Source organism: Escherichia sp. WS547 (assembly GCF_046486065.1).
Taxonomy (GTDB): Bacteria; Pseudomonadota; Gammaproteobacteria; order Enterobacterales; family Enterobacteriaceae; genus Escherichia; species Escherichia coli.
Window position 1 is genome coordinate 183,212 of the sequence record NZ_JBJQMA010000004.1, and the last position, 14,369, is coordinate 197,580.

The following is a 14,369-nucleotide window of genomic DNA, read 5'->3' on the forward strand; positions in this document are numbered from 1 at the left end:
GGCTAATGCCAAAATCGGGCCTCATTGAACGCATTAATGTTGTGTTGTTGCACGGTGAGCCGCTATGGCGCGCTTTTTATACTGCTATTGCCAGATATAAACACGCGCCGTATTCGGCGAACGACCTATAAAAACGGCAAAAAACACCCTACGTCACCTCTGATTTCCTGGCGATGTCGCAGTCCAGAGTGAGCGTGGCTAACGCGAATTTTCAGGAGTGCAACAATGAGTTCTTTAAGTCAGGCTGCGAGCAGTGTGGAAAAACGCACAAATGCTCGTTACTGGATAGTGGTGATGTTGTTTATCGTCACATCCTTCAACTACGGCGACCGCGCTACGCTTTCTATTGCCGGTTCGGAAATGGCCAAAGATATCGGCCTTGATCCCGTGGGAATGGGCTATGTGTTCTCTGCTTTCTCATGGGCTTATGTTATCGGACAGATCCCTGGTGGTTGGTTGCTGGATCGTTTTGGTTCAAAACGCGTCTACTTCTGGTCGATCTTTATCTGGTCGATGTTTACCTTGCTGCAAGGCTTCGTCGATATTTTTAGTGGATTCGGCATTATCGTTGCCCTGTTTACGCTGCGCTTCCTGGTCGGGCTTGCTGAAGCGCCATCTTTCCCCGGCAACAGTCGCATTGTTGCGGCCTGGTTTCCGGCGCAGGAAAGGGGAACGGCGGTGTCGATTTTTAACTCCGCTCAATACTTCGCAACGGTGATCTTCGCGCCGATTATGGGCTGGCTGACGCATGAAGTGGGCTGGTCACACGTCTTCTTCTTTATGGGCGGTCTGGGCATTGTCATCAGCTTTATCTGGTTGAAAGTCATCCACGAGCCAAATCAACATCCGGGTGTAAATCAGAAAGAGCTGGAGTACATCGCCGCGGGTGGCGCGCTGATCAATATGGATCAGCAAAATACCAAAGTTAAAGTGCCGTTCAGCGTGAAGTGGGGGCAGATCAAACAGCTGCTCGGGTCACGGATGATGATCGGCGTTTATATCGGTCAGTACTGTATCAACGCCCTGACTTACTTTTTCATTACCTGGTTTCCGGTTTATCTGGTGCAGGCGCGTGGGATGTCGATTCTGAAAGCGGGCTTTGTGGCTTCCGTTCCGGCGGTTTGCGGTTTTATCGGCGGTGTGCTGGGTGGGATTATTTCCGACTGGCTGATGCGCCGCACGGGATCGCTGAACATTGCGCGTAAAACACCGATCGTAATGGGCATGTTGCTGTCGATGGTGATGGTGTTCTGCAACTACGTCAACGTTGAGTGGATGATCATCGGTTTTATGGCGCTGGCCTTCTTCGGTAAGGGCATCGGGGCGCTGGGTTGGGCAGTAATGGCAGATACCGCGCCAAAAGAGATCAGCGGTCTTTCCGGTGGCCTGTTCAACATGTTCGGTAACATTTCTGGCATCGTCACGCCAATCGCAATTGGTTATATCGTTGGCACGACTGGCTCGTTTAATGGGGCGCTGATTTATGTTGGTGTTCATGCCTTAATCGCGGTGCTGAGCTACCTGGTGCTGGTGGGCGATATCAAGCGTATCGAGCTGAAACCTGTCGCGGGGCAATAAGATGACGACACAATCCAGTCCTGTTATTACTGATATGAAAGTCATTCCGGTGGCCGGGCATGACAGCATGTTGCTTAATATTGGTGGTGCACATAACGCATATTTCACCCGCAATATCGTGGTACTCACCGATAATGCCGGACATTCCGGCATTGGTGAAGCGCCAGGCGGAGAGGTGATTTATCAAACACTGGTCGATGCTATTCCGATGGTGTTGGGCCAGGAGATCGCACGACTGAATAAAGTGGTTCAGCAGGTGCATAAAGGTAATCAGGCAGCCGATTTTGATACCTTCGGCAAAGGTGCCTGGACTTTTGAATTGCGCGTTAATGCCGTGGCGGCGCTGGAAGCCGCCTTGCTTGACCTGCTAGGTAAGGCGCTGAATGTTCCGGTCTGCGAACTGTTAGGGCCAGGCAAGCAACGCGATGCTATTACCGTCCTCGGTTATCTGTTTTATATCGGTGATCGGACCAAAACCGATCTTCCTTATCTGGAAAATACGCCGGGCAACCATGAGTGGTATCAATTGCGGCATCAGAAAGCGATGAACAGCGAAGCCGTTGTGCGTCTGGCGGAAGCTTCACAGGATCGCTATGGCTTTAAAGATTTCAAACTTAAGGGCGGCGTGTTACCTGGCGAGCAAGAAATCGACACTGTTCGTGCATTGAAGAAACGCTTCCCGGATGCGCGGATTACCGTTGATCCCAACGGAGCATGGCTGCTTGATGAAGCTATTTCTCTGTGCAAAGGGCTGAATGATGTTCTCACCTATGCCGAAGATCCATGTGGCGCAGAACAGGGTTTCTCCGGACGTGAAGTGATGGCGGAGTTTCGACGGGCGACCGGCTTGCCCGTCGCGACTAACATGATCGCCACCAACTGGCGCGAAATGGGCCATGCGGTGATGCTCAATGCGGTAGATATTCCACTTGCCGATCCGCACTTCTGGACGCTTTCCGGTGCAGTCCGCGTGTCGCAGCTTTGCGACGACTGGGGGCTGACCTGGGGCTGCCATTCCAATAACCACTTTGATATCTCTCTGGCGATGTTTACCCATGTGGGTGCGGCGGCACCGGGTAATCCTACCGCTATCGATACCCACTGGATTTGGCAGGAGGGCGATTGTCGCCTGACCAAAAATCCGCTGGAGATTAAAAACGGAAAAATTGCCGTTCCTGATGCGCCCGGTCTGGGCGTGGAACTGGACTGGGAGCAGGTACAAAAGGCGCATGAGGCCTATAAACGTCTGCCTGGCGGTGCGCGTAACGACGCGGGCCCGATGCAGTACCTGATCCCCGGCTGGACCTTTGACCGTAAACGTCCCGTTTTCGGCCGTCATTGATTTTGAAAAAGGACATAAATATGAGTTCTCAATTTACGACGCCTGTTGTTACTGAAATGCAGGTCATCCCGGTGGCGGGCCATGACAGTATGCTGATGAATCTGAGTGGTGCACACGCACCGTTCTTCACGCGTAATATTGTGATTATCAAAGATAATTCTGGTCACACTGGCGTAGGGGAAATTCCCGGCGGCGAGAAAATCCGTAAAACGCTGGAAGATGCGATTCCGCTGGTGGTGGGTAAAACGCTGGGTGAATACAAAAACGTTCTGACGCTGGTGCGTAATACATTTGCCGATCGTGATGCCGGTGGGCGCGGTTTGCAGACATTTGACCTGCGGACCACTATTCATGTAGTTACCGGGATAGAAGCGGCAATGCTGGATCTGCTGGGGCAGCATCTGGGGGTTAACGTGGCATCGCTGCTGGGCGATGGTCAACAGCGTAGCGAAGTCGAAATGCTCGGTTATCTGTTCTTCGTCGGTAATCGCAAAGCCACACCGCTGCCGTATCAAAGCCAGCCGGATGATAAATGTGACTGGTATCGCCTGCGTCACGAAGAAGCGATGACGCCGGATGCGGTGGTGCGCCTGGCGGAAGCGGCATATGAAAAATATGGCTTCAACGATTTCAAACTGAAGGGCGGTGTACTGGCCGGGGAAGAAGAAGCAGAATCTATTGTGGCACTGGCGCAACGCTTCCCACAGGCGCGTATTACCCTCGATCCTAACGGTGCCTGGTCGCTGAACGAAGCGATTAAAATCGGTAAATACCTGAAAGGTTCGCTGGCTTATGCAGAAGATCCGTGTGGTGCGGAGCAAGGTTTCTCCGGGCGTGAAGTGATGGCGGAGTTCCGTCGCGCGACTGGCCTGCCGACCGCAACCAATATGATCGCCACCGACTGGCGGCAGATGGGCCATACGCTCTCGTTACAATCCGTTGATATCCCGCTGGCGGATCCGCATTTCTGGACGATGCAAGGTTCGGTACGTGTGGCGCAAATGTGCCATGAATTTGGCCTGACCTGGGGTTCACACTCTAACAACCACTTCGATATTTCCCTGGCGATGTTTACCCATGTAGCCGCTGCTGCACCGGGTAAAATTACTGCTATTGATACGCACTGGATCTGGCAGGAAGGCAATCAGCGTCTGACCAAAGAACCGTTTGAGATCAAAGGCGGGCTGGTACAGGTGCCGCAAAAACCAGGATTGGGCGTAGAAATCGATATGGATCAGGTGATGAAAGCCCACGAGCTGTATCAGAAACACGGGCTTGGTGCGCGAGACGATGCGATGGGAATGCAGTATCTGATTCCTGGCTGGACGTTTGATAACAAGCGCCCGTGCATGGTGCGTTAAGACAGAAAACCAAAACCGGCTCTTTCAGGAGCCGGTTTGAGACTGATACCAAACGCAAAATTGCCTGTTGCGCTACGTATCAGGCCAACATACTTTTTAATTTATTGAATTTAATTGGTTTTGTAGGCCGGATAAGGCGTTAACGCCGCATCCGGCATAAACACAGGCACCTTGTCACCAATCTGAAACCAGCGTCATAAAAAGCCGATTGCTACTCGACAAGACGTCCGTTACCCGAGAATTTTGCTGGCTTCGCGCGCTACATTATCCATCTCGTCTAACAGCTCCAGCAGCTCCGGCTCCAAATCTTCTTCTTTAGTACCGCTACGTAGCTGTTGTTCGATCAGTTGGCAGAGATTCTTCATACGCGGCACACCGCTATAGCCGCAACTGCCATGCAGTTTATGAATCAAATCAACCAGGCCTTCCGGGTTTTCTCCAACCAGCTGTTCCTCAACTTTGTTGCGAACTTCAGGCAGGAAATCGAGTAACATTTGCAGCATATCGCGCGCTAAATCGGTTTTTCCTGCTGCCTGGCGTAGTGCCAGTTGCCAGTCGAGGGTCGCATTCGGGTTCACCACAATTTCGTTGACTTCGGGCGTCACGACGCGAGAGGAAATACCGCTGCCAGGCTTGTAGCGCAACAGCAAATTATGCAATCGTTCTTCTTCAATCGGTTTCGCCAGATAATCGCTCATCCCTGCGCCAAGCAGCTTCTCTTTTTGCCCGGCCATTGCATGCGCCGTTACCGCGATAACCGGCGTTTGTTGCTGATGGGGGAGCTGGTGGATGAGTTCGCAGGCCCGAATACCGTCCATGTCCGGCATTTGAATATCCATTAAGATCAAATCGAACGGCATCTGTTTCGCCCGTTCAACCGCCTGATGCCCGCTATCGCAAAGTTCCACATGTTGCACCATATCTTCCAGCAATGCGCCGATAAGTTTCAGGTTAGCGGGGTTGTCATCAACCGCCATGACTGTCATTGCCAGCTTACTTTCATCGGTTACAGGCAAAAGCGTGTTTTGTTTGTGATGACAAAATTCCGTCAGGGCAGGTAACAGGCGCGTAGGTGTTAATGGTTTCAGCAGACACGCGCCGATACCATCTTGCTTAAGTTTTTCAGCATTGACTTGTGCATGGCAAGGAAGTGCCAGCATGAGAAAATCGGTCATCGATACTGCTTTCGCTAATCGCTCATGTTGCATTGTTAGCGGCTCGCGGAAGGTCACCGCGATGCCTAACAACATCATGTCGTAATGCGCGGGAGGCAGCGCGGAGAACGTTGGGCTATAAACCACTTCCAGCGGCGTTTCACTTAAAATATCCAGCGTGCATTGCGCTGCTGCGGAGTTTGGTTCGACATAGGCCAGGCGCTTGCCGGCGAGGCACTGGGTGGATGGCCCTTCGATAATAATGTTCGGATTCAGATCGAGATTAATGTGGAACCAGAAAGTTGAACCGCGATTCGGCTGGCTATGGAACGAAATATCGCCGCCCATTTCATTAACCAGTTTTTGTGTAATCACCAGCCCCAGCCCGGTACCACCATGACGGCGGGAAATACTGGCATCAGCCTGTCGGAAGGCCTGGAATAAGCGCGATTGATCGCGTTCAGGAATACCAATGCCGGTATCCCGAATCTGCACTTCAATCTGCACTTTGGTATTACTCAGCGCACGTTTTTCTACCAGAATATCAATGTTGCCATTCTCGGTGAATTTAATTGCATTCCCCACCAGGTTAGTGATGATTTGCTGTAATCGCAGTGGGTCGCCGATCACGTTATCGGGCACGTCGCTCTTAATATTGAGCGTCAGTTCCAACCCTTTATCGTGAGAAGAATGTGCCAGCAGGGTAACGACTTCATCCAGCGTGCTGCGTAGTGGGAATGGAATACTTTCCAGAATCAGCTTACCTGCTTCCAGTTTCGAGAAGTCGAGAACATCATTAATAATTGCCAGCAAATTATTTGCCGAACGTTCAATCGTATTCAGGTGATCGCGCTGCGTTGGTGTTAATTCTGTTTTCAGCGTCAGGCGGGTAAAGCCAATAACACCATTCAGTGGTGTACGCAGCTCGTGTGACATATTTGCCAGAAACTCGGATTTAATACGCGCCGCTTCCTGGGCGCGCTTTTTCGCCAGATCCAACTCAACGTTCTGAATTTCCATCTGCTCCAGCGTTTCACGCAGATCGGACGTCGCCTGGTCGATATTGTGCTGCATCTCTTCGTGATAAGCAGCCAGCGACATTGCCATCGAGTTGATACCGTTTTTCAGCATATCCAGCTCGCCGAGCATAAATCCTTCCACCCGGCTGTCGAGTTGCCCGCGACGGATGCGGTCGACGGTATTCACCATGTTGCGAATCGGACCGGTTACATCGCGCATTAAGCGCCAGCCAAAAATAAGCGCAATACCGATACAAAACAGCATCATCACGCTGGAAATAAAGATCTCTTTATATTGCTGCAAGCGAACCGATTTAAGATCCAGCTCCAGCGCAATATATCCCAGCATATTTTGACTATTTTTGGCATCGCTACTGGGCGATTCGTCGGGGGAGTAACTCTCAGAAATAATCGGCGTGCGGAGGATCATAATATCGCCGTCACGAGTGACAGTGAGCTGGCGAGGAAACGGCACGTTGCTGCCGAGCTGCATTGATGAAGGATCAAGATGAAAATTGGAGGTGACAAAGAGTCGGTTATTTTCATCATAAACCGAAATCGCGCGAACAATATCGGAATGGCGACGATGCAGTACGCTTATTAACTGACCGATAGATTCGCGATTTTGCAGGCTCATGCCATATTCAGTAGAAACTGCAAGCGGCTCAATAATGCTGGCTCCGGCATCTTCCAGTTGACGCTGCAAGTCGTTATAGCGATGCACAACGAAAAAGATACTCAGCAATAAACCAATAAGGACGGTCGGTGCCAGGATCAGAATCATCATGCGTGCGCGCAGGCTGTAGTTGGTCATGGAGTTCCGTTATGGGACAATTAAGGTCACACTGTTAAATTGAGAAAGTCTCGCCAATGGCGCAATTCTACTCTGCAAAACGACGCACGACGACGCGTCAGATCATAACTGTTTCAGTCAACGACCTCGACTCTTTTGGTCAGGGCGTGGCGCGACATAACGGCAAAGCGTTATTTATTCCTGGATTACTGCCACAGGAAAACGCGGAAGTTACTGTTACTGAAGATAAAAAACAGTACGCTCGCGCTAAAGTCGTGCGCCGGTTAAGCGATAACCCGGAACGCGAAACGCCACGCTGCCCTCATTTTGGCGTATGCGGCGGCTGTCAGCAACAACACGCCAGCGTGGATTTACAGCAGCGAAGCAAAAGTGCGGCACTCGCCCGATTAATGAAACACGAAGTCTCTGAAGTGATCGCCGATGTTCCCTGGGGCTATCGCCGTCGCGCGCGTTTAAGTTTGAACTACTTACCGAAAACACAGCAACTTCAGATGGGGTTTCGCAAAGCGGGCTCCAGTGACATTGTCGACGTTAAACAATGCCCCATTTTAGTGCCCCAACTTGAAGCATTGCTGCCCAAAGTCAGGGCATGCCTGGACAGCTTACAAGCTATGCGCCATCTTGGTCATGTTGAACTGGTACAGGCAACCAGCGGCACGCTGATGATTTTGCGCCATACCGCACCGCTAAGTTCGGCTGATCGCGAAAAACTGGAACGCTTTTCGCATTCTGAAGGCCTGGATCTGTATCTCGCCCCCGATAGTGAGATACTCGAAACCGTCGCTGGTGAGATGCCCTGGTATGACTCAAACGGGTTGCGCTTAACTTTTAGCCCGCGCGATTTTATTCAGGTCAATGCGGGTGTGAACCAAAAAATGGTAGCGCGTGCGTTGGAATGGCTGGATGTGCAACCTGAAGATCGCGTACTGGATCTGTTCTGCGGTATGGGCAACTTTACACTGCCATTGGCGACACAAGCTGCCAGTGTGGTGGGTGTAGAAGGCGTTCCGGCGCTGGTGGAAAAAGGCCAGCAGAATGCGCGTCTTAATGGCTTACACAATGTGACGTTTTATCACGAAAATCTTGAAGAAGATGTCACAAAGCAGCCGTGGGCGAAAAACGGCTTCGATAAAGTGTTGCTGGACCCGGCGCGAGCAGGTGCCGCAGGTGTTATGCAGCAAATTATAAAACTGGAACCTATTCGTATAGTTTATGTATCCTGTAACCCTGCAACGCTGGCTCGGGATAGCGAAGCGTTATTAAAAGCAGGATATACCATTGCGCGACTGGCGATGCTGGATATGTTCCCACACACGGGACATCTGGAATCGATGGTACTTTTCTCGCGCGTTAAATAGTTACGATTTGCCGATTTCGGCAGGTCTGGTCCCTAAAGGAGAGGACGATGGTTGCGGTAAGAAGTGCACATATCAATAAGGCTGGTGAATTTGATCCGGAAAAATGGATCGCAAGTCTGGGTATTACCAGCCAGAAGTCGTGTGAGTGCTTAGCCGAAACCTGGGCGTATTGTCTGCAACAGACGCAGGGACATCCGGATGCCAGTCTGTTATTGTGGCGTGGTGTTGAGATGGTGGAGATCCTCTCGACATTAAGTATGGACATTGACACGCTGCGGGCGGCGCTGCTGTTCCCTCTGGCGGATGCCAACGTAGTCAGCGAAGATGTGCTGCGTGAGTGCGTCGGTAAGTCGGTCGTTAACCTTATTCACGGCGTGCGTGATATGGCGGCGATCCGCCAGCTGAAAGCGACGCATACCGATTCTGTTTCCTCCGAACAGGTCGATAACGTTCGCCGGATGTTATTGGCGATGGTCGATGATTTTCGCTGCGTGGTCATTAAACTGGCAGAGCGTATTGCTCATCTGCGCGAAGTAAAAGACGCGCCGGAAGATGAACGCGTACTGGCGGCAAAAGAGTGCACCAATATCTACGCGCCGTTGGCGAACCGTCTTGGGATTGGACAACTGAAATGGGAGCTGGAAGATTACTGCTTCCGTTATCTCCACCCGACCGAATACAAACGCATCGCAAAACTGTTGCATGAACGCCGTCTCGACCGCGAACACTATATCGAAGAGTTTGTCGGTCATCTGCGCGCTGAGATGAAAGCTGAAGGCGTTAAAGCTGAAGTGTATGGTCGTCCGAAACACATCTACAGCATCTGGCGCAAAATGCAGAAAAAGAACCTCGCCTTCGATGAGCTGTTTGATGTGCGTGCGGTACGTATTGTCGCCGAGCGTTTACAGGATTGTTATGCCGCACTGGGGATAGTGCACACTCACTATCGCCACCTGCCGGATGAGTTTGACGATTACGTCGCTAACCCGAAACCAAACGGTTATCAGTCTATTCATACCGTGGTTCTGGGACCAGGTGGCAAAACCGTAGAGATCCAAATCCGCACCAAACAGATGCATGAAGATGCAGAGTTGGGTGTTGCTGCGCACTGGAAATATAAAGAAGGCGCGGCAGCTGGCGGCGCACGTTCGGGACATGAAGACCGAATTGCCTGGCTGCGTAAACTGATTGCGTGGCAGGAAGAGATGGCTGATTCCGGCGAAATGCTCGACGAAGTACGCAGCCAGGTCTTTGACGACCGGGTGTACGTCTTTACGCCGAAAGGTGACGTCGTTGATTTGCCTGCGGGATCAACACCGCTGGACTTCGCTTACCACATCCACAGTGATGTCGGACACCGCTGCATCGGGGCAAAAATTGGCGGGCGCATTGTGCCGTTCACCTACCAGCTGCAGATGGGCGACCAGATTGAAATTATCACCCAGAAACAGCCGAACCCCAGCCGTGACTGGTTAAACCCAAACCTCGGTTACGTCACAACCAGCCGTGGGCGTTCGAAAATTCACGCCTGGTTCCGTAAACAGGACCGTGACAAAAACATTCTGGCTGGGCGGCAAATCCTTGACGACGAGCTGGAACATCTGGGGATCAGCCTGAAAGAAGCAGAAAAACATCTGCTGCCGCGTTACAACTTCAATGATGTCGACGAGTTGCTGGCGGCAATTGGTGGCGGGGATATCCGTCTCAATCAGATGGTGAACTTCCTGCAATCGCAATTTAATAAGCCGAGTGCCGAAGAGCAGGATGCCGCCGCGCTGAAGCAACTTCAGCAAAAAAGCTATACGCCGCAAAACCGCAGTAAAGATAACGGTCGTGTGGTGGTAGAAGGTGTCGGCAACCTGATGCACCACATCGCGCGCTGCTGTCAGCCGATTCCTGGAGATGAGATTGTCGGCTTCATTACCCAGGGACGCGGTATTTCAGTACACCGCGCCGATTGCGAACAACTGGCGGAACTGCGCTCCCATGCGCCAGAACGCATTGTTGACGCGGTATGGGGTGAGAGCTACTCCGCCGGATATTCGCTGGTGGTCCGGGTGATGGCCAATGATCGCAGTGGATTATTGCGTGATATCACGACCATTCTTGCCAACGAGAAGGTGAACGTGCTTGGCGTTGCCAGCCGTAGCGACACTAAACAGCAACTGGCGACTATCGACATGACCATTGAGATTTACAATCTGCAAGTGCTGGGCCGCGTGCTGGGTAAACTCAATCAGGTGCCAGACGTTATCGACGCGCGTCGGTTGCACGGGAGTTAGGCCGAAATTAGCTCGTATCTACAATGTAGATTGATATATACTGTATCTACATATGATAGCGGTTTGAGGAAAGGGTTATGATCCACAGTAGCGTAAAGCGTTGGGGAAATTCACCGGCGGTGCGGATCCCGGCTACGTTAATGCAGGCGCTCAATCTGAATATTGATGATGAAGTGAAGATTGACCTGGTGGATGGCAAATTAATTATTGAGCCAGTGCGTAAAGAGCCCGTATTTACGCTTGCTGAACTGGTCAACGACATCACGCCGGAAAACCTCCACGAGAATATCGACTGGGGAGAGCCGAAAGATAAGGAAGTCTGGTAATGGTAAGCCGATACGTACCCGATATGGGCGATCTGATTTGGGTTGATTTTGACCCGACAAAAGGTAGCGAGCAAGCCGGACATCGTCCGGCTGTTGTCCTGAGTCCGTTCATGTACAACAACAAAACAGGTATGTGTCTGTGTGTTCCTTGTACAACGCAATCAAAAGGATATCCGTTCGAAGTTGTTTTATCCGGTCAGGAACGTGATGGCGTAGCGTTAGCTGATCAGGTAAAAAGTATCGCCTGGCGGGCAAGAGGAGCAACGAAGAAAGGAACGGTTGCCCCAGAGGAATTACAGCTCATTAAAGCCAAAATTAACGTGCTGATTGGGTAGGTGTTACTAACTCACTTCTATTCTGGTCACAGGTTTCCACCTGACGGACCCGCAATTTTCAGGACATTCTAATGAATCAAATCGACCGTTTGCTCACCATCATGCAGCGCCTGCGCGATCCGGAAAACGGCTGCCCGTGGGATAAAGAGCAGACATTTGCCACCATTGCGCCTTACACCCTTGAAGAAACCTACGAGGTGCTGGACGCCATCGCCCGTGAAGATTTTGACGATCTTCGCGGTGAACTGGGCGATCTGCTGTTCCAGGTGGTGTTTTACGCACAAATGGCTCAGGAAGAAGGGCGCTTTGACTTTAATGATATATGCGCCGCGATCAGCGATAAATTAGAACGTCGCCATCCGCATGTTTTTGCTGACAGTTCTGCCGAAAACAGTAGTGAAGTGCTTGCCCGTTGGGAGCAAATCAAAACCGAAGAGCGCGCGCAGAAAGCGCAGCATTCGGCGCTGGACGATATTCCTCGTAGTTTACCGGCTTTAATGCGTGCGCAAAAAATCCAGAAACGTTGCGCCAACGTTGGTTTTGACTGGACGACGCTTGGTCCGGTAGTCGATAAAGTCTACGAAGAGATCGACGAGGTGATGTACGAGGCACGGCAGGCTGTTATCGACCAGGCTAAACTGGAGGAGGAAATGGGCGACCTGCTGTTTGCCACGGTCAATCTGGCTCGTCATTTAGGGACAAAAGCGGAAATCGCATTGCAAAAAGCGAACGAAAAATTCGAGCGTCGTTTTCGCGAAGTGGAGCGTATTGTTGCCGCGCGTGGACTGGAAATGACAGGTGTTGACCTCGAAACAATGGAAGAAGTCTGGCAACAGGTAAAACGGCAGGAAATTGATCTCTAAGGGAATTACGTGGTCAAGCGCGATTTGTGTCATTTTTTAAATGACAAGCGCTTGATTTGCGTCAAAAACATTTACCCCAAAGGGGCTATTTTCTCACTCCTGATTTCAATAGTGCGCTGGCGAAGAGGAGGGATAATGAAAGTTTGTGGCACAGGTCATGTTCGGGTATACTGCTTTCCCGTCCTGGTTATTCCATCGTCTTTTCAACCTAACTTCTCAGGTTCAGCATGACAACGAACTATATTTTTGTGACCGGCGGGGTCGTATCCTCTCTGGGTAAAGGCATTGCCGCAGCCTCCCTCGCAGCCATTCTTGAAGCCCGTGGCCTCAATGTGACCATCATGAAACTGGATCCGTACATCAACGTCGATCCAGGTACTATGAGCCCAATCCAACACGGGGAAGTGTTCGTTACCGAAGACGGCGCTGAAACCGACCTGGACCTGGGGCACTACGAGCGTTTCATTCGTACCAAAATGAGCCGCCGCAACAACTTCACCACGGGTCGTATCTACTCTGACGTTCTGCGTAAAGAACGCCGCGGTGACTACCTCGGCGCAACCGTACAGGTTATTCCGCACATCACTAACGCTATCAAAGAGCGCGTGCTGGAAGGCGGCGAAGGTCATGACGTGGTACTGGTCGAAATCGGCGGTACAGTAGGTGATATCGAATCCCTGCCGTTCCTCGAAGCGATTCGCCAGATGGCTGTTGAAATTGGCCGTGAGCACACCCTGTTTATGCACCTGACGCTGGTGCCGTACATGGCAGCGTCTGGTGAAGTCAAAACCAAACCGACTCAGCACTCTGTAAAAGAGCTGCTCTCCATCGGTATCCAGCCTGACATCCTGATTTGTCGTTCAGATCGCGCCGTTCCGGCGAACGAACGTGCGAAGATTGCATTGTTCTGTAATGTTCCGGAAAAAGCGGTTATTTCTCTGAAAGACGTCGATTCCATCTATAAAATTCCGGGCCTGTTGAAATCGCAGGGGCTGGACGATTATATTTGTAAACGATTCAGCTTAAACTGCCCGGAAGCGAATCTGTCCGAATGGGAACAGGTTATCTTCGAAGAAGCGAATCCGGTAAGTGAAGTCACCATTGGTATGGTCGGCAAGTACATTGAACTGCCGGACGCTTACAAATCCGTGATCGAAGCACTGAAACACGGTGGGCTGAAGAATCGTGTCAGCGTCAACATCAAACTGATCGATTCACAAGATGTTGAAACGCGCGGCGTTGAAATTCTTAAAGGTCTGGACGCAATCCTCGTACCTGGCGGTTTCGGCTATCGTGGCGTAGAAGGCATGATTACGACCGCGCGTTTTGCGCGTGAGAACAATATTCCTTATCTGGGCATTTGCCTGGGTATGCAGGTGGCGTTAATTGATTACGCTCGCCATGTTGCCAACATGGAGAACGCCAACTCTACGGAATTTGTGCCAGACTGTAAGTACCCGGTTGTGGCGCTGATTACCGAGTGGCGCGATGAAAACGGCAACGTTGAAGTTCGTAGCGAGAAGAGCGATCTCGGCGGTACCATGCGTCTCGGCGCACAGCAGTGCCAGTTGGTTGACGATAGCTTGGTTCGCCAGCTGTACAATGCGCCGACAATTGTTGAGCGTCATCGTCACCGTTACGAAGTCAACAACATGCTGTTGAAACAGATTGAAGATGCAGGTCTGCGCGTTGCGGGCCGTTCCGGGGATGATCAGTTGGTCGAGATCATCGAAGTTCCGAATCACCCGTGGTTCGTGGCTTGCCAGTTCCATCCGGAGTTTACTTCTACTCCACGTGATGGTCACCCGCTGTTTGCAGGCTTTGTGAAAGCCGCCAGCGAGTTCCAGAAGCGTCAGGCGAAGTAAGAAAAAAGTTAGAACGGCAACGCGTACCCTGGGTACGCGTTGTTTGTCTGGAGTTTCAGTTTAACTAGTGAC

The 14,369-nt window shown here is 51.4% G+C and carries 10 protein-coding genes; 9 read left to right on the plus strand and 1 reads right to left on the minus strand.

Annotated elements, in window-relative coordinates; translation table 11 throughout:
• Positions 1-225 precede the first annotated feature (225 nt).
• The 3 genes from gudP to gudD are packed head-to-tail and all read left to right on the plus strand — an operon-like array spanning position 226 to position 4,281.
• The gene (gene gudP, locus ACJHWK_RS05915; protein WP_000097082.1) at positions 226-1,578 is read left to right on the plus strand and encodes a galactarate/glucarate/glycerate transporter GudP; all 1,353 of its coding nucleotides are present in this window, start codon (positions 226-228) and stop codon (positions 1,576-1,578) included.
• 1 nt (position 1,579) lies between these two features.
• Positions 1,580-2,920, plus strand: coding sequence for an enolase C-terminal domain-like protein (locus tag ACJHWK_RS05920; RefSeq protein ID WP_001521173.1), 1,341 nt, complete (start codon positions 1,580-1,582; stop codon positions 2,918-2,920).
• Positions 2,921-2,940: 20 nt separating this feature from the next.
• Entirely contained in the window at positions 2,941-4,281 is a 1,341-nt protein-coding gene (gene gudD, locus ACJHWK_RS05925) for a glucarate dehydratase (protein ID WP_000098243.1), read from the plus strand.
• A gap of 230 nt (positions 4,282-4,511) precedes the next feature.
• Here the strand turns inward: gudD and barA are convergent, their stop codons facing one another.
• On the minus strand, positions 4,512-7,268 hold the full coding sequence (gene barA / locus ACJHWK_RS05930; protein ID WP_000186450.1) for a two-component sensor histidine kinase BarA: 2,757 nt from the start codon (positions 7,266-7,268) through the stop codon (positions 4,512-4,514).
• A gap of 56 nt (positions 7,269-7,324) precedes the next feature.
• Here barA and rlmD point away from each other — a divergent pair, with 56 nt between their 5' ends.
• From rlmD to pyrG, 6 genes are all read left to right on the plus strand, one after another.
• Positions 7,325-8,626: a 23S rRNA (uracil(1939)-C(5))-methyltransferase RlmD gene (rlmD, locus tag ACJHWK_RS05935; RefSeq protein WP_001521172.1), complete on the plus strand. Its 1,302-nt coding sequence runs from the start codon at positions 7,325-7,327 to the stop codon at positions 8,624-8,626.
• Between the two features lie 47 nt (positions 8,627-8,673).
• Entirely contained in the window at positions 8,674-10,908 is a 2,235-nt protein-coding gene (gene relA, locus ACJHWK_RS05940; protein WP_000226798.1) for a GTP diphosphokinase, read from the plus strand.
• Positions 10,909-10,985: 77 nt separating this feature from the next.
• Positions 10,986-11,234: a type II toxin-antitoxin system antitoxin MazE gene (mazE, locus tag ACJHWK_RS05945; protein ID WP_000581937.1), complete on the plus strand. Its 249-nt coding sequence runs from the start codon at positions 10,986-10,988 to the stop codon at positions 11,232-11,234.
• Positions 11,234-11,569 (plus strand): endoribonuclease MazF, encoded by a 336-nt coding sequence (mazF, locus tag ACJHWK_RS05950; RefSeq protein WP_000254738.1) that lies wholly within the window; start codon positions 11,234-11,236, stop codon positions 11,567-11,569. Before mazE ends, mazF begins: the two co-directional genes overlap by 1 nt.
• A 71-nt stretch (positions 11,570-11,640) precedes the next feature.
• Positions 11,641-12,432 (plus strand): nucleoside triphosphate pyrophosphohydrolase, encoded by a 792-nt coding sequence (gene mazG, locus ACJHWK_RS05955; RefSeq protein WP_001071643.1) that lies wholly within the window; start codon positions 11,641-11,643, stop codon positions 12,430-12,432.
• A gap of 227 nt (positions 12,433-12,659) precedes the next feature.
• Positions 12,660-14,297, plus strand: coding sequence for a glutamine hydrolyzing CTP synthase (gene pyrG / locus ACJHWK_RS05960; RefSeq protein WP_000210878.1), 1,638 nt, complete (start codon positions 12,660-12,662; stop codon positions 14,295-14,297).
• Positions 14,298-14,369: the final 72 nt, after the last annotated feature.

Coding starts and splice junctions, on each gene's coding strand:
- mazG (WP_001071643.1), top strand. CDS start 11,641: ATGAATCAAATCGACCGTTTGCTCACCATCATGCAGCGCCTGCGCGAT.
- gudD (WP_000098243.1), top strand. CDS start 2,941: ATGAGTTCTCAATTTACGACGCCTGTTGTTACTGAAATGCAGGTCATC.
- barA (WP_000186450.1), bottom strand. CDS start 7,268: ATGACCAACTACAGCCTGCGCGCACGCATGATGATTCTGATCCTGGCA.
- ACJHWK_RS05920 (WP_001521173.1), top strand. CDS start 1,580: ATGACGACACAATCCAGTCCTGTTATTACTGATATGAAAGTCATTCCG.
- mazE (WP_000581937.1), top strand. CDS start 10,986: ATGATCCACAGTAGCGTAAAGCGTTGGGGAAATTCACCGGCGGTGCGG.
- gudP (WP_000097082.1), top strand. CDS start 226: ATGAGTTCTTTAAGTCAGGCTGCGAGCAGTGTGGAAAAACGCACAAAT.
- mazF (WP_000254738.1), top strand. CDS start 11,234: ATGGTAAGCCGATACGTACCCGATATGGGCGATCTGATTTGGGTTGAT.
- rlmD (WP_001521172.1), top strand. CDS start 7,325: ATGGCGCAATTCTACTCTGCAAAACGACGCACGACGACGCGTCAGATC.
- relA (WP_000226798.1), top strand. CDS start 8,674: ATGGTTGCGGTAAGAAGTGCACATATCAATAAGGCTGGTGAATTTGAT.
- pyrG (WP_000210878.1), top strand. CDS start 12,660: ATGACAACGAACTATATTTTTGTGACCGGCGGGGTCGTATCCTCTCTG.